The organism is Steroidobacter agaridevorans, assembly GCF_009932555.1.
Taxonomy (GTDB): domain Bacteria; phylum Pseudomonadota; class Gammaproteobacteria; order Steroidobacterales; family Steroidobacteraceae; genus Steroidobacter; species Steroidobacter agaridevorans.
The window spans coordinates 1-15698 of the sequence record NZ_BLJO01000018.1 but is presented as its reverse complement, the minus strand read 5'-3'; the positions used below and the strand labels follow the sequence as shown (position 1 = coordinate 15698).

Genomic DNA, 15698 nt, shown 5'->3' with positions numbered 1-15698 from the left:
AAGGCCTGCGCTTCGCCATCCGTGAAGGCGGCAAGACGGTCGGCGCCGGCGTCGTCGCCAAGATCATCAAGTAATCGGTCGATAGGGGCGGAAGCCGTTCGGCTTCCGCCTTTCATTGAAAAGTCTAGGCCAGTAGCTCAATTGGCAGAGCGGCGGTCTCCAAAACCGCAGGTTGGGGGTTCGATTCCCTCCTGGCCTGCCAGACTCGGCAACACGAACGCAGTTACGTAATGACTGACCAAGTACAGGAAAATGCCACAGCGCTGGATGCGCTGAAGCTCGCTGCGGGCGTCGTCATTCTGGCGGCCGGCATCGCGGGCTTCTATCTATTGGTCGACCTGCCGATCTGGCTGCGCTGGATCATCGTGCTGGCGGCCTTGATCGCCGGTGCGCTGGTCAGTCTGCAGTCCTATCAGGGCAAGACGTTCTGGCAGTTCGTGCAGAGCTCGCGCGTCGAGCTGCGCAAGGTGGTATGGCCCAGCACGCAGGAGACCTGGCAGGTCACCCTGGTGGTGTTCGTCATGATCCTCGTGCTCGGTTTGTTTTTCTGGGGCGTGGACACGCTGCTCGGCTTCCTCACGAAGTGGCTGACCGGGCGCGGAGGTTGACATGGCTTTGCGTTGGTACGTCGTGCACGCCTATTCCAACTTCGAGCATCGCGTTGCCGAGGGCTTGAAGGACCGCATCAAAATGCAGGGCCTGCAGGACAAGTTCGGCGAGATCCTGGTGCCGACCGAAGAAGTGGTCGAGATGCGCGACGGTCAGAAGCGCAAGAGCGAGCGCAAGTTCTATCCCGGCTACGTGCTGGTGCAGATGGAGATGGACGAAGCGACCTGGCACCTCGTGAAGGAAGTGCCGAAGGTGCTCGGCTTCATCGGCGGCACGCCGGAAAAGCCCGCGCCGATCACCGAGAAGGAAGCGATGAGCATCCTCCGGCGCGTCGAAGAGGGCATCGACAAGCCCAAGCCCAAGGTGCTGTTCGAGCCCGGCGAAGTGGTGCGCGTCATCGACGGCCCGTTCAACGACTTCAACGGCGTGGTCGAGTCGGTCAATTACGAAAAGAACCGCCTGCAAGTGGCGGTGCAGATCCTCGGCCGTTCGACGCCGGTGGAATTGGATTTCAGTCAGGTGGAGAAGGCGTAAGCCGCTCGACCTGTTGTTAAACCGCCAGCGGTCGCTGGCACACGATGGGGAGCTACTCGCATGAGTAGCGTTTGCACCCGGAGAGCATCATGGCCAAGAAAGTCACTGGCTATATCAAACTGCAGATTCCTGCAGGCCAGGCGAACCCGAGCCCGCCGGTCGGTCCGGCGCTGGGTCAGCAGGGCGTCAACATCATGGAATTCTGCAAAGCGTTCAACGCGCAGACGCAGAGCCTGGAAAAGGGTCTGCCGACCCCGGTTGTGATCACTGTGTACAGCGATCGCAGCTTCACCTTCATTCTCAAGACGCCGCCGGCGTCGGTGCTGATCCGCAAGGCCATCGGCATTGAGAAAGGCAGCGGCACGCCCAATACCAACAAGGTCGGCAAGATCAGCCTCAAGCAGCTCGAAGACGTCGCCAAGATCAAGCAGCCGGATTTGACGGCCGCGGATCTGGAAGCCGCAGTCCGCACCGTCGCGGGCACTGCGCGCAGCATGGGCGTTGACGTGGAGGGCGTGTGACATGCCGTTCGTAGCTAAGCGTTTGAAGGCCTGGTCGAACAAGATTGAGCCGGGCAAGGTGTATCCGATCGATGTGGCCCTGGGCCTCGTGCAGGAATTCGCCAAGGCGAAGTTCGCCGAGTCCGTCGATGTGGCCGTGAACCTCGGCATCGATGCCTCGAAGTCGGACCAGCAGGTCCGCGGTTCGACGGTGATGCCGAACGGTATCGGCAAGACGGTGCGTGTCGCCGTGTTCACCTCCGGCAAGAACCAGGATGCGGCCCGCGCCGCCGGCGCCGACATCGTCGGCCTGGAAGACCTCGCCGAGAAGGTGAAGGCCGGCCAGATGGATTTCGACGTGGTGGTCGCTTCTCCGGATGCGATGCGCGTCGTCGGTCAGCTCGGTCAGATCCTCGGTCCTCGCGGCCTGATGCCGAACCCGAAGGTGGGCACCGTGACGCCGAACGTCGCTGACGCCGTCAAGAACGCCAAGGCCGGTCAGGTGCGCTACCGCTCCGACAAGGCCGGTGTCGTTCACTGCACGATCGGCAAGGCGAATTTCGACGCGGCCAAGCTCAAGGAAAATCTGCAAGCGTTGCTCGCGGACCTGCAGAAGGCCAAGCCCGCCGCCGCCAAGGGCATCTATCTGAAGAAGATCTCCGTGTCTTCGACGATGGGTCCAGGCGTGCCGGTCGAGCAGTCCTCGCTGTCGATTTAAGTTTGTTTCCAGCGGGTACTCACTTCACGGTGAGTACTCGCTTTCGATTGATGATGGCCTGTCGCGAGACAGGCCCACATCGAAGACCGCAGGTGGATGTGAGTCCTTAATGATGCCTGCGCAGATGGTGTTACCCGAATCGGTGCTCACGACCGCAAGGTCGTGATTCTCCGCTGAAGGGCGCCGTCAGGCCGCACTTCCCGGCAACGGGAAAAGGCGGTCAGGGTGGATGCGAAAGGAGGCGCATCCGTTCGTGTTAACGCTCTTCACGCCAGGAGGAAATCATGGCGCTCAGACTCGATGACAAGAAGGCGCTGGTAGCCGAAGTCGCCGCGGTAGCTGCAACTGCGCAGTCCGTGGTGGCCGCGGAATACCGCGGGCTGAAGGTTTCGCAGATGACCGAACTGCGGACCAAGGCTCGCAAATCCGGTGTCTACCTGCGAGTGGTGAAGAACACGTTGGCCCGCAAGGCGATCGCCGGCACTCAATTCGAAGTGGTCGGCAAGAGCCTGAAAGGCCCGCTGGTTCTCGCGTTCTCGAAGGAAGACCCGGGTGCTGCTGCCCGACTGGTCAAGGACTTCGCAAAGACCAACGACAAGCTGGTGACGACCGTAGTGTCGCTCGGCGGCGCGTTGCTCACGGCGAAGGACTTGGACCGCGTCGCCAGCCTGCCGACGCTCGAAGCGGCTCGCGCATCCCTGTTGGGACTGCTGCAGGCCCCGATGAGTCAGTTTGTCCGCACGATCAACGAACCTCACGCCCAGCTGGTGCGTGTGTTGGCCGCGCAGAAGGACAAGCTCGGCGCGTCCGCGTAAGCGGCCCGCCCGATTCGATTACGGTTACATCATCTAACTTTTGGAGTTATTCAAATGGCTATTTCGAAAGAAGAACTGATCGACGCGCTGTCCCAACTGAAGGTGTTGGAAGTGGTCGACCTGGTCAAGGCGCTGGAAGAGAAGTGGGGCGTGAGCGCCGCTGCCGCCGTCGCCGTGGCCGCTGCTCCTGCTGCCGGTGGCGCTGCCGCTCCGGCCGCCGAAGAGAAGACCGAGTTCACCGTCACCATGACCAGCTTCGGCGCCAACAAGGTCGGCGTCATCAAGGTCATCCGCGAGATCACGGGCCTGGGCTTGAAGGAAGCCAAGGACCTGGTCGAAGGCGTGCCCTCGCAGGTCAAGGACGGCGTGCCGAAGGCCGAAGCGGAATCGATCAAGAAGAAGCTGGAAGAGGCCGGCGCCGCTGCGGAGATCAAGTAATCTCGTTCGCGGAGTTTTGTTGAGCGTACTTTTACCGGTACCTGGAAGGCGCGGCGGCGGAGCGGGCTCCGTCCGCCGTGCTTTCCTATTGTCTTTTGTGGCGGCGGCCCAACGTCGGGTGGCCTCCCCAGTTCAGTTTCGAAGCCCTGAACTCTCTAATCAGATTCGGCAAGGGTGACCCAGATGGCCTATTCGTTCACCGAGAAGAAGCGTATCCGTAAGGACTTCGGCAAGCGGGAAAGCATCCTCGAGGTGCCATACCTGCTGGCGATCCAGCTCGACTCGTACCGCAAGTTCCTACAAGCCGATGCGCCCGAGATGGCTCGGGCGGACGCTGGCCTGCACGCTGCGTTCAAGAGCGTGTTTCCGATCACCAGCTATTCCGGCAACGCCATTCTCGAATACGTGAGCTATCGCCTCGGCGATCCGGTATTCGACGTGAAGGAGTGCCAGATGCGCGGCCTCACCTACGCAGCCCCGCTGCGCGTGAAGGTACGCCTGGTTGTTTACGATAAAGAGACGTCGACCCCGACCAAGAAGACCGTCAAGGACATCCGCGAGCAGGAAGTCTACTTGGGCGAAATGCCTCTGATGACCGACAACGGCACCTTCGTCGTGAACGGCACCGAGCGCGTCATCGTGTCCCAGCTGCACCGTTCGCCGGGCGTGTTCTTCGATCACGACCGCGGCAAGACCCACAGCTCGGGCAAGCTGCTGTTCTCCGCGCGCATCATTCCTTATCGCGGCTCGTGGCTCGATTTCGAGTTCGACCCGAAGGACTGCGTGTTCGCGCGTATCGACCGCCGCCGCAAGCTGCCGGTCACCATCATCCTGCGCGCTCTCGGCTACACCGAAGAGCAGATGCTGGACATGTTCTTCGACAAGAACACCTATCGGCTGTCGAAGGAAAAGATTGAATTCGAACTGATCCCGGCCCGCCTGCGCGGCGAGACCGCGTCGTTCACCATCAAGATCGGCGAAGAAGTCATCGTCGAGGAAGGCCGCCGCGTGACTGCGCGTCACGTGCGCCAGCTCGAGCAGAAGAACGTCACCAGCCTGGAAGTGCCGAAGGAATACCTGGTCGGCAAGATCCTGGCGCACGACGTGTTCAACACCGAGACCGGCGAGATCCTGGCCAAGGCCAACGAGATCCTGACCGTCACCGTGATCGACAAGCTGATCGAAGCGGGCGTGACCGAAATCCGCGCGCTGTACGTGAACGATCTGGATCGCGGCCCGTACATCTCCGACACGCTGCGCATCGATCCGACCCGCACGCGCCTCGAGGCGCTGGTCGAGATCTACCGCATGATGCGTCCGGGCGAGCCGCCGACCAAGGATGCGGCCGAGAACCTGTTCCAGAACCTGTTCTTCAATGCCGAGCGCTACGACCTGTCGGCCGTGGGCCGCATGAAGTTCAACCGTCGCGTGCACCGTGAAGAGATCGTCGGCCCGGGCATCCTGTACGACGCCGCGCACTTCTCGAAGCGCACGGATGAGTTCTCGAAGGAGCTCGTCGAGAAGTACACCGATACCTCGGACATCATCGCGGTCATCAAGGAGCTGTGCGACATCCGCAACGGCAACGGCCAGGTCGACGACATCGATCACCTGGGCAACCGTCGCGTGCGCTCGGTCGGCGAAATGGCGGAGAACGCCTTCCGCATCGGCCTGGTGCGCGTCGAGCGCGCCGTGAAGGAGCGTCTGACGCTCGCCGAGTCCGAAGGCCTGATGCCGCAGGAAATGATCAACGCCAAGCCGGTCGCGGCGGCGGTGAAGGAATTCTTCGGCTCCTCGCAGCTGTCGCAGTTCATGGACCAGAACAACCCGCTGTCGGAAGTGACGCACAAGCGTCGCGTGTCCGCGCTCGGCCCAGGCGGCCTGACGCGCGAGCGCGCGGGCTTCGAAGTCCGTGACGTGCATCCGACGCATTACGGCCGCGTGTGCCCGATCGAAACTCCTGAAGGTCCGAACATCGGTCTGATCAACTCGTTGTCCGTGTACGCCCGCACCAACGACTACGGCTTCCTCGAGACGCCGTATCGCAAGGTCGTGGACGGCGTGGTCGGCGAAGAGATCGACTACCTGTCGGCCATCGAAGAAAGCCAGTACGTGATCGCGCAGGCGAACGCGACGCTCAACGAGAAGTCGCAGTTCGTCGACGACCTGGTGTCGTGCCGTCACTTGAACGAGTTCATGCTGTCCTCGCCGGACAAGATTCAGTACATGGACGTGTCGCCGAAGCAGATCGTGTCGGTGGCCGCCTCGCTGATTCCGTTCCTCGAGCACGACGACGCGAACCGCGCGTTGATGGGCTCGAACATGCAACGTCAGGCCGTGCCGACGCTGCGTGCCGAGACGCCGCTGGTCGGCACCGGCATGGAGCGCGCTGTGGCGATCGACTCGGGCGTGACCGTGGTCGCGCGCCGTGGCGGCGTGATCGACTCCGTCGACGCGTCGCGTATCGTCGTTCGCGTGCACGATGCTGAAACGTCTGCGTCGGAAGCCGGCGTCGACATCTACTCGATGACCAAGTACACGCGTTCCAACCAGAACACCTGTATCAACCAGCGTCCGCTGGTGAAGGCGGGTGACGTGATCGCGCGCGGCGACGTGCTGGCCGACGGCCCGTCCACCAACCTCGGCGAGCTGGCGCTGGGCCAGAACCTGCTGGTCGCGTTCATGCCCTGGAACGGCTACAACTTCGAAGACTCGATCCTGATCTCGGAGCGCGTCGTCCATGACGACCGCTTCACGACCATTCACATCGAAGAGCTCACCTGCGTCGCTCGCGACACCAAGCTGGGCCCCGAAGAAATCACCGCCGACATTCCGAACGTCGGTGACATCGCGCTCGCCAAGTTGGACGAAGCGGGCATCGCGTTCATCGGCGCCGAAGTGAAGGCCGGCGACATTCTGGTCGGCAAGGTCACGCCGAAGGGCGAGACCCAGCTGACGCCGGAAGAGAAGCTGCTGCGCGCCATCTTCGGTGAGAAGGCGTCCGACGTTAAGGACACCTCGCTGCGAGTGCCTCCGGGCATGGACGGCACGGTGATCGACGTGCGCGTGTTCACGCGCGACGGCGTCGAGAAGGACAGCCGTGCGTTGTCGATCGAGAAGTCGGAGCTGGAGAAGGTCCGCAAGGACCTGGAAGACCAGCGCCGCATTCTCGAGGACGACTTGTTCCAGCGTGTCCAGAGCGTGCTGCTCGGCAAGCCGGCTTCGGCGGGTCCGCAGAAGCTCAAGGCTGGCACCGTCATCGACGAGAGCTATCTCGCCAGCATGCCGCGCGAGCAGTGGCTGGAAATTCGTCTGCAGGACGATGAAGAGAACGCCGTCGTCGAGAGCGCCGCCGAGCGCCTGAAGGCGCAGCGCAAGGAGTTCGAGAAGCGCTTCGACGAGAAGCGCGCCAAGATCACCGCGGGCGACGACCTCGCTCCGGGCGTGCTGAAGATGGTCAAGGTGTACCTGGCCGTGAAGCGCCGCGTGCAGCCGGGCGACAAGATGGCCGGCCGCCACGGCAACAAGGGTGTCGTGTCCACCATCATCCCGGTGGAAGACATGCCGTTCGACGAGAACGGCACGCCGGTCGACATCGTGCTCAATCCGCTGGGCGTGCCTTCGCGTATGAACATCGGTCAGATCCTCGAGACGCACCTGGGCTGGGCGGCCAAGGGCATCGGCCACAAGATCGGCCGCATGCTCGACAGCATGGCTGCCGAGCGCGCCACGCAGATCCGCGGCTTCCTCGACGAGGTCTACAACAAGTCGGGCGGCCAGAAGGCCGACATCGCTTCGTTGACCGACGACGAGATCATCGCGCTGGCCGGCAACCTGCGGCACGGCGTGCCGATGGCGACGCCGGTGTTCGACGGCGCGGCCGAAGAGGAAATCAAGCGCATGCTGGAGCTGGCGGATCTGCCGGCCAGCGGCCAGACGACGCTGTTCGACGGTCGCACCGGCGAGCGCTTCGAGCGTCAGGTGACGGTGGGCTATATGTACATGCTGAAGCTCAACCACCTGGTCGACGACAAGATGCACGCCCGCTCGACCGGCCCGTACTCGCTGGTCACGCAGCAGCCGCTGGGTGGCAAGGCGCAGTTCGGCGGTCAGCGCTTCGGCGAAATGGAAGTCTGGGCGCTGGAAGCGTATGGCGCTTCGTACACGCTGCAGGAAATGCTCACCGTCAAGTCCGACGACGTGAACGGCCGCACGCAGATGTACAAGGCCATCGTCGACGGCAACCACGAGATGAAGGCCGGCATGCCCGAATCCTTCAACGTGCTGGTGAAAGAAATCCGTTCGCTGGGCATCAACATGGAGCTGGAGCAGGAGAGCGACAAGTAATTCCCGGATGGGATTTACGACTCACTCTCAGGCAACACTCAGTAGGTGACACATGAAAGATTTGCTAAAGCTCTTTAAGCAGCACACTCCGGTCGAGAACTTCGATTCCATCCGGATTGGGCTCGCTTCGCCCGAAATGATCCGCTCGTGGTCGTTTGGCGAAGTGAAGAAGCCGGAGACCATCAACTACCGTACGTTCAAGCCGGAACGCGACGGCCTGTTCTGCGCCAAGATCTTCGGACCGGTGAAGGACTACGAGTGCTTGTGCGGCAAGTACAAGCGCCTGAAGCATCGCGGCGTGGTCTGCGAAAAGTGCGGCGTCGAAGTGACCCAGTCCAAGGTGCGCCGCGAGCGCATGGGCCACATCGAGCTCGCCAGCCCGACCGCTCACATCTGGTTCCTGAAGTCGCTGCCGTCGCGCATCGGTCTGATGCTCGACATGACGCTGCGTGAAATCGAGCGCGTGCTGTATTTCGAGGCGTTCGTGGTGATCGAGCCGGGCATGACCCAGCTGCAGCGCGGCCAGTTGCTGACCGACGAAATGTATCTGGAAGCGATCGAGCAGCACGGCGACGAGTTCGACGCCCGCATGGGCGCCGAAGCCGTGTACGAGCTGTTGAAGTCGCTGGACCTGCAGCAGGAAGTGCTCAAGGTCCGCGAAGAGATCCTCGGCACGAACTCCGAAACCAAGATCAAGCGCCTCACCAAGCGCCTGAAGCTGCTCGAGTCGTTCATCGAGTCCGGCAACAAGCCGGAGTGGATGGTCATGACCGTGCTGCCGGTGCTGCCGCCGGATCTGCGTCCGCTGGTGCCGCTGGATGGCGGCCGCTTCGCGACGTCCGATCTGAACGATCTGTATCGCCGCGTCATCAACCGTAACAACCGTCTGCGCCGACTGCTCGAGTTGAACGCGCCGGACATCATCGTGCGCAACGAAAAGCGCATGTTGCAGGAAGCGGTGGACGCGCTGCTCGACAACGGCCGCCGCGGCCGCGCCATCACCGGCACGAACAAGCGTCCGCTGAAGTCGCTGGCCGACATGATCAAGGGCAAGCAGGGCCGCTTCCGTCAGAACCTGCTCGGCAAGCGCGTCGACTACTCTGGCCGTTCGGTCATCGTGGTCGGTCCGACGCTGCGCCTGCATCAGTGCGGTCTGCCGAAGAAGATGGCGCTGGAGCTGTTCAAGCCCTTCATCTTCTCCAAGCTGCAGCTGCGCGGCGAAGCTTCGACCATCAAGGCCGCCAAGCGCATGGTGGAGCGTGAAGGTCCGGAAGTGTGGGACATTCTCGAAGAAGTCATTCGCGAACATCCCGTGCTGCTGAACCGCGCGCCGACCCTGCACCGTCTGGGCATTCAGGCGTTCGAGCCGGTGCTGATCGAAGGCAAGGCTATCCAGCTGCATCCGCTGGTGTGTACGGCGTTCAACGCCGACTTCGACGGCGACCAGATGGCGGTGCACGTGCCGCTGTCGTTGGAAGCGCAGCTCGAAGCCCGCGCGCTGATGATGTCGTCCAACAACATTCTGTCGCCCGCCAACGGCGACCCGATCATCGTGCCCTCGCAAGACGTGGTGCTCGGTCTGTACTACATGACTCGCGAGCGCGTGAATGCGAAGGGCGAGGGCATGTTGTTCACCGACGTGCAGGAAGTGCATCGCGCCTATGAGAGCCGCTATGCCGACCTGCAGGCCAAGGTGAAGGTCCGCATCACCGAGTACGTCAAGAACGAGGAAGGCAACTTCCGTCCGCGTGTCCGCGTCGTCGCGACGACCGTCGGTCGTTCGTTGCTGTCCGAGATCCTGCCGAAGGGCATGTCGTTCGATGTCGTGAACCGCGACATGACCAAGAAGGCCATCTCGGGCGTCATCAACCTCTGCTATCGAAGTGTCGGCTTGAAGGAAGCCGTCGTGTTCGCCGACCAGCTGATGTACACGGGCTTCGCGTATGCGACGCGCGCCGGTGTGTCCATCGGCGTCGACGACATGGTCGTGCCTCAGCAGAAGGGCCGCATCCTGGGCGGCGCCGAGCGTGAAGTGAAGGAGATTCAGGAGCAGTACGCTTCGGGTCTGGTCACCAACGGCGAGCGCTACAACAAGGTCGTCGACATCTGGTCGCGCACCAACGACCAGGTGGCCAAGGCCATGATGGACAAGCTCGGCGTCGAAGACGTCGTGAACTCCAAGGGCCAGACGGTCACGCAGAAGTCGTTCAACTCGATTTACATGATGGCCGACTCGGGCGCCCGCGGTAGCGCGGCCCAGATCCGTCAGCTCGCCGGTATGCGCGGCCTGATGGCCAAGCCGGACGGCTCCATCATCGAGACGCCCATCACGGCGAACTTCCGTGAAGGCTTGAACGCCATGCAGTACTTCATCTCGACGCACGGCGCCCGTAAGGGTCTGGCCGATACCGCGTTGAAGACCGCGAACTCCGGTTACCTGACCCGTCGTCTGGTCGACGTGGCGCAGGACCTGGTGGTCACGGAAGAGGACTGCGGCACCAACAACGGCCTGACCATGGCTCCGATCGTCGAAGGCGGCGACGTGGTCGAAGGCCTCGGCGAGCGCGTGCTCGGCCGCGTGGCCGCGGTCGATGTGCTCAAGCCGAGCGGCGACGGCGTCGTGATCGAAGCCGGCACGCTGATCGACGAAGCGCTGGTCAAGGTGCTCGAAAGCGAAGGCGTGGACCAGGTGAAGGTGCGTTCGCCCATCGCCTGCGAAACCCGCTACGGCGTGTGCGCTCAGTGCTATGGCCGCGACCTCGCGCGTGGTCACCGCATCAACATGGGTGAAGCGGTCGGCGTCATCGCCGCGCAGTCCATCGGTGAGCCTGGCACGCAGCTGACGATGCGTACGTTCCACATCGGTGGTGCGGCGTCTCGAGCTGCTGCCGCGAACTCCGTGGAAGCGAAGGGCAAGGGCACCGCGCGTCTCCACAACCTCAAGACCGTGCACCACGAGAAGGGCCACTGGGTCGCGACCTCGCGCTCCGGCGAGTTCGGCGTGGTCGACGAGTTCGGTCGCGAGCGTGAGCGTTACAAGATCCCGTACGGCGCCGTGATCACGGTCAAGGACGGCGATCCGATCGAGCCCGGCCAGATCGTGGCCACCTGGGACCCGCACACCCACCCGGTCGTGACCGAAGTGGCGGGCTTCATCAAGTTCCAGGACTTCATCGACGGCGTGACCGTGCAGAGCCAGGTCGACGAAGTGACCGGCCTGTCGTCCACGGTCGTGATGGATCCGAAGCAGCGCAGCTCGGGCGGCAAGGACCTGCGTCCGGTCGTGCGACTGGTCAACGCCAAGGGCAAGGAAGTCACGTTCGCGAACACCGATATTCCGGCCGTGTACGCGCTGCCCACGGGCGCCATCGTGAGCCTGGAAGACGGTGCGAAGGTGTCGGTCGGCGACGTTATCGCGCGTATCCCGCAAGAGTCGTCGAAGACCCGCGACATCACCGGCGGTCTGCCGCGCGTCGCGGACCTGTTCGAAGCCCGCAAGCCGAAGGACTCAGCGATCCTCGCCGAGTACTCGGGCACGGTGAGCTTCGGTAAGGAGACCAAGGGCAAGCGCCGCTTGATCATCACCGACGAGCAGAGCGAGAAGCACGAGGAGCTGATTCCGAAGTGGCGTCACCTGAACGTGTTCGAAGGCGAACAGGTGGAGCGCGGCGAAGTGATCGCCGACGGCGAGCCGAACCCGCACGACATCCTGCGCTTGCAGGGGGTGGAGTCGCTGGCCAACTACCTGGTCCGCGAAATCCAGGACGTGTACCGGCTGCAGGGCGTGAAGATCAACGACAAGCACATTGAAGTGATCATCCGCCAGATGCTGCGCAAGGTCGAAATTGCCCATGCCGGCGACACGACCCTGTTGCGCGGCGAGCAGTTGGACCGCGCCCGGGTCACGGACGTCAACGAGCGCACCGAGGAAGCAGGCAAGATTCCGGCGCGTCTGGAGCCGGTGCTGCTGGGCATCACCAAGGCGTCGCTGGCGACCGAGTCGTTCATCTCCGCGGCCTCCTTCCAGGAGACCACCCGCGTGTTGACCGAAGCGGCCGTGCGCGGCCTGAAGGACGACCTGCGTGGCTTGAAGGAGAACGTCATCGTCGGCCGGCTCATCCCGGCGGGCACGGGCTCGTTCTACCACTCGCGTCGTCGTCGCCGGGACTCCGGGACGGGCCGCGGCTTCATGGATATGGGCGGCGGTGGCGTGGATACCGAGGAGTCAGTGTCGGACGAGGCCTCGGCGGAGTAAGGAACTGGGGCGGGGAAGGGGTACCTTCCCCGCCAAACCCTTAAGAATCGCTGTGTCGGGGCTCTAAGCCGTTGACACTGCAGGGTCACATTCCTACAATCCCGCGCCTTTGATTAGGCCGGCGTCGACCATCCTCCGCCCGCCAGTCACCCGAATTTACTTAGGCCGCCTCAGCCCAACCGCTAGGCGGCTTCGTGTTCTCTCTAGGAATCATTAGGTTATGGCCAGTATCAGTCAGCTCGTCCGTAAGCCGCGCACTTCGCCGAATTACAAGACGAAGGTGCCCGCGCTCGCTGCCTGCCCGCAGAAGCGCGGGGTTTGCACGCGCGTGTACACGACGACGCCGAAAAAGCCGAACTCCGCCCTGCGTAAGGTCGCCAAGGTGCGCCTGACCAATGGCTTCGAGGTCATCAGCTACATCGGCGGCGAAGGCCACAACCTGCAGGAACACTCGGTGGTGCTGATCCGCGGCGGTCGTGTGAAAGACCTCCCGGGCGTGCGCTATCACACGGTGCGCGGCACCCTCGACTGCGCGGGCGTCAACGACCGCCGTCAGGGCCGTTCGAAGTACGGCGCGAAGCGCCCGAAGAAATAACCGCGGCGCCACCCACCACTGCGCGCGCTGAACGCGTGCACATAGACAATTTGAAGGTAGTACCGTTATGTCTCGTAGAGCCTCGGCCCCGACCCGCACGATTCTTCCCGATCCGCGTTTCAACAGCCTGCTGCTGGCCAAGTTCGTCAACATGGTCATGGAGCGCGGCAAGAAGTCGGTCGCGGAAAAGATCGTGTACGGCGCGGTCGATCGCATCACCGAGAAGACCGGCAAGCCGAACGAGCAGTCGATCGAGTTGCTGACCCAGGCGCTGGACAACGTCAAGCCGACGGTCGAGGTGAAGAGCCGCCGCGTCGGTGGCGCCACCTACCAGGTGCCCGTTGAAGTTCGTTCGGCCCGCCGCCAGACATTGGCCATGCGCTGGCTGATCGAAGCCGCCTCGGCGCGCAGCGAGAAGTCGATGGCGCAACGTCTCGCGGCCGAGCTGCTGGACGCTTCCGAAAACCGCGGTTCGGCCGTGCGCAAGCGTGAAGACACGCACCGTATGGCGGAAGCGAACAAGGCGTTCGCTCACTACCGCTGGTAATGGACGGAGTGCGAACGATGTCGGTCGCACCCGCGACTCATCTTTCGCAACCCTCGAGAGACCATGGCACGTACTACGCCCATCGAACGCTATCGGAACATCGGCATCTCTGCCCACATTGACGCGGGCAAGACGACGACGACCGAGCGCATTCTTTTTTACACGGGCGTATCTCACAAGATCGGTGAAGTGCATGACGGCGCGGCCGTCATGGACTACATGGAACAGGAGCAGGAGCGCGGCATCACCATCACCGCCGCCGCCACGACCTGTTTCTGGAAGGGGATGGAGAACAACTTCCCCGAGCATCGCATCAACATCATCGACACCCCGGGCCACGTCGACTTCACTATCGAAGTCGAGCGCAGCCTGCGCGTGCTCGACAGCGCCGTCGCGGTCTTCTGTGCCGTGGCCGGCGTGCAGCCCCAGTCCGAGACGGTCTGGCGGCAGATGAACAAATACAAAGTGCCGCGCATCGCGTTCGTCAACAAGATGGACCGCGCCGGCGCCAACTTCCTGCGTTGTGTCGAGCAGATCCAGCAGCGCCTGCGTGGCGTGCCCGTGCCGATTCAGCTGCCGATCGGCGCTGAAGACAAATTCGTCGGCGTGGTCGATCTGATCCGCATGAAGGAAATCTGGTGGGACGACGCCACCCAGGGCACTCGCTTCGAGTACCGCGAGATTCCCGAGGACATGCAGGAACAGTGCGAGGAGTGGCGCGCCAAGATGATCGAGGCGGCCGCCGAAGCCAACGAGACGCTGCTCAACAAGTACCTCGAAGGCGGCACGCTCAGCGAAGACGAGATCAAGCAGGGCCTGCGCGAGCGTTCGATCCGTAACGAGATCGTGCTGTGCATGTGCGGCTCGGCGTTCAAGAACAAAGGCGTGCAGGCCATGCTCGATGCGATCATCGAGTTCATGCCCTCGCCGGTGGAAATGCCGCCGGTCAAAGGCCTGCTGCCCGATGGCAAAGAAGCCACGCGCAAGGCCAGCGACGAGGAGAAGTTCTCGGCGCTCGCGTTCAAGATTCTCAACGACCCGTTCGTCGGCAACCTGACGTTCTTCCGTGTGTACTCCGGCGTGCTCAACTCCGGCGACACCGTGAGCAACCCGGGCAAGGGCAAGAAGGAGCGCATCGGCCGCTTGCTCCAGATGCACGCCAACGAGCGCAGCGAGATCAAAGAAGTCCGCGCCGGCGACATCGCCGCGGCCGTGGGCCTGAAGGATGTGATCACTGGCGACACGCTGTGCGATCCCGAGCACACCATCCAGCTGGAAAAGATGGATTTCCCGGAGCCGGTGATTTCCGTCGCGGTCGAGCCGAAGACGCAGGCCGACCAGGAAAAGATGGGCCTCGCCCTGCAGCGCCTGGCGAAGGAAGATCCGTCGTTCCGTTTGTCGAGCGATCCCGAGTCCGGTCAGACCATCATCGCCGGCATGGGCGAGCTGCACCTGGAAATCATCGTCGATCGCATGAAGCGCGAGTTCAAGGTGGAAGCGAACGTCGGCAAGCCGATGGTCGCGTACCGCGAGACCATCCGCGCCAAGGTCGATCAGGAAGGCAAGTTCGTGCGTCAGTCCGGCGGCCGCGGCCAGTACGGCCACGTCTGGATCACGCTCGAGCCGAACGAAGCCGGCAAGGGCTTCGAGTTCGTCAACGCGATCGTCGGCGGCACGGTGCCGAAGGAATACATCCCGGCGGTCGAGAAGGGCATCAAGGAAGCGACCGCGAACGGCGTGCTCGCCGGCTACCCGGTCGTGGACGTGAAGGCGACCCTGTTCGACGGCTCGTATCACGATGTCGACTCGAACGAAATGGCGTTCAAGATCGCAGGCTCGATGGCGTTCAAGGACGCGATGTCCAACGCCAAGCCGGTGATCCTCGAGCCCATCATGAAAGTCGAAGTGGTGACGCCGGAAGATTATTACGGCGACATCGTGGGCGACCTGAACCGCCGCCGCGGCCAGATCGTCGGCATGGAAGATTCCATCTCCGGCAAGGTCGTGACGGCCGAAGTGCCGCTGGCCGAGATGTTCCAGTACTCCACGTCCATGCGCTCGATGAGCCAGGGCCGTGCCACGTACACGATGGAGTTCGCCAAGTACATGGAAGTGCCGACCAACGTCGCAAACGTGATTACCAAGAAGGGCTGACGCCCCGCATTGAATCGAGCGCGCCAGCAGACAGACTACTTGAGCTTTTTTTCAAAGTTATAGATAGAGGAACGCCGCCGTGGCCAAAGAGAAATTTGAACGCACCAAACCGCACGTGAACGTAGGCACCATCGGCCACGTCGACCATGGCAAGACCACGTTGACGGCCGCGCTGACCAAGGTGAT

13 protein-coding genes and 1 tRNA gene are annotated in these 15698 nt (G+C 62.8%); all 14 read left to right on the top strand.

Annotation, left to right across the window (positions count from 1 at the left end; genetic code table 11):
* A partial coding sequence (locus tag GYH35_RS34405) for an EF-Tu C-terminal domain-related protein (protein ID WP_202624134.1) occupies nt 1-74 on the top strand: 74 nt, incomplete at its 5' end.
* Nucleotides 75-126: 52 nt separating this feature from the next.
* A tRNA-Trp gene (locus GYH35_RS34400) sits at nt 127-202 on the top strand.
* Between the two features lie 28 nt (nt 203-230).
* On the top strand, nt 231-608 hold the full coding sequence (secE, locus tag GYH35_RS34395; protein WP_161816581.1) for a preprotein translocase subunit SecE: 378 nt from the start codon (nt 231-233) through the stop codon (nt 606-608).
* 1 nt (nt 609) lies between these two features.
* Nucleotides 610-1143 (top strand): transcription termination/antitermination protein NusG, encoded by a 534-nt coding sequence (gene nusG / locus GYH35_RS34390; RefSeq protein WP_116808912.1) that lies wholly within the window; start codon nt 610-612, stop codon nt 1141-1143.
* An 89-nt stretch (nt 1144-1232) separates the two neighbouring features.
* Entirely contained in the window at nt 1233-1664 is a 432-nt protein-coding gene (rplK, locus tag GYH35_RS34385; protein ID WP_161816582.1) for a 50S ribosomal protein L11, read from the top strand.
* A gap of 1 nt (nt 1665) precedes the next feature.
* The gene (rplA, locus tag GYH35_RS34380) at nt 1666-2361 is read left to right on the top strand and encodes a 50S ribosomal protein L1 (protein WP_129644589.1); all 696 of its coding nucleotides are present in this window, start codon (nt 1666-1668) and stop codon (nt 2359-2361) included.
* A 284-nt stretch (nt 2362-2645) separates the two neighbouring features.
* Nucleotides 2646-3176 carry a 50S ribosomal protein L10 gene (gene rplJ / locus GYH35_RS34375; protein ID WP_161816583.1) on the top strand — a complete coding sequence of 177 codons (531 nt, stop codon included), beginning with the start codon at nt 2646-2648 and terminating at the stop codon, nt 3174-3176.
* 54 nt (nt 3177-3230) lie between these two features.
* Nucleotides 3231-3614, top strand: coding sequence for a 50S ribosomal protein L7/L12 (rplL, locus tag GYH35_RS34370; protein ID WP_161816584.1), 384 nt, complete (start codon nt 3231-3233; stop codon nt 3612-3614).
* Nucleotides 3615-3797: 183 nt separating this feature from the next.
* A complete protein-coding gene (gene rpoB / locus GYH35_RS34365) occupies nt 3798-7961 on the top strand; it encodes a DNA-directed RNA polymerase subunit beta (RefSeq protein WP_161816585.1) in 4164 nt (1387 codons plus the stop codon).
* Nucleotides 7962-8013: 52 nt separating this feature from the next.
* Nucleotides 8014-12216: a DNA-directed RNA polymerase subunit beta' gene (rpoC, locus tag GYH35_RS34360; RefSeq protein WP_161816586.1), complete on the top strand. Its 4203-nt coding sequence runs from the start codon at nt 8014-8016 to the stop codon at nt 12214-12216.
* Between the two features lie 220 nt (nt 12217-12436).
* Nucleotides 12437-12811, top strand: coding sequence for a 30S ribosomal protein S12 (gene rpsL / locus GYH35_RS34355; RefSeq protein ID WP_129644597.1), 375 nt, complete (start codon nt 12437-12439; stop codon nt 12809-12811).
* A gap of 67 nt (nt 12812-12878) precedes the next feature.
* Entirely contained in the window at nt 12879-13358 is a 480-nt protein-coding gene (gene rpsG / locus GYH35_RS34350; protein WP_116808904.1) for a 30S ribosomal protein S7, read from the top strand.
* A gap of 63 nt (nt 13359-13421) precedes the next feature.
* A complete protein-coding gene (gene fusA / locus GYH35_RS34345; RefSeq protein WP_161816587.1) occupies nt 13422-15512 on the top strand; it encodes an elongation factor G in 2091 nt (696 codons plus the stop codon).
* A 79-nt stretch (nt 15513-15591) separates the two neighbouring features.
* Nucleotides 15592-15698, top strand: a 107-nt coding sequence (locus tag GYH35_RS34340; protein ID WP_161815359.1) for a GTP-binding protein, incomplete at its 3' end; no start/stop codon positions are given.

Excerpts from the sequence above, each read along its gene's own strand:
- secE (WP_161816581.1), top strand. The coding sequence starts at position 231 with ATGACTGACCAAGTACAGGAAAATGCCACAGCGCTGGATGCGCTGAAG.
- nusG (WP_116808912.1), top strand. The coding sequence starts at position 610 with ATGGCTTTGCGTTGGTACGTCGTGCACGCCTATTCCAACTTCGAGCAT.
- rplK (WP_161816582.1), top strand. The coding sequence starts at position 1,233 with ATGGCCAAGAAAGTCACTGGCTATATCAAACTGCAGATTCCTGCAGGC.
- rplA (WP_129644589.1), top strand. The coding sequence starts at position 1,666 with ATGCCGTTCGTAGCTAAGCGTTTGAAGGCCTGGTCGAACAAGATTGAG.
- rplJ (WP_161816583.1), top strand. The coding sequence starts at position 2,646 with ATGGCGCTCAGACTCGATGACAAGAAGGCGCTGGTAGCCGAAGTCGCC.
- rplL (WP_161816584.1), top strand. The coding sequence starts at position 3,231 with ATGGCTATTTCGAAAGAAGAACTGATCGACGCGCTGTCCCAACTGAAG.
- rpoB (WP_161816585.1), top strand. The coding sequence starts at position 3,798 with ATGGCCTATTCGTTCACCGAGAAGAAGCGTATCCGTAAGGACTTCGGC.
- rpoC (WP_161816586.1), top strand. The coding sequence starts at position 8,014 with ATGAAAGATTTGCTAAAGCTCTTTAAGCAGCACACTCCGGTCGAGAAC.
- rpsL (WP_129644597.1), top strand. The coding sequence starts at position 12,437 with ATGGCCAGTATCAGTCAGCTCGTCCGTAAGCCGCGCACTTCGCCGAAT.
- rpsG (WP_116808904.1), top strand. The coding sequence starts at position 12,879 with ATGTCTCGTAGAGCCTCGGCCCCGACCCGCACGATTCTTCCCGATCCG.
- fusA (WP_161816587.1), top strand. The coding sequence starts at position 13,422 with ATGGCACGTACTACGCCCATCGAACGCTATCGGAACATCGGCATCTCT.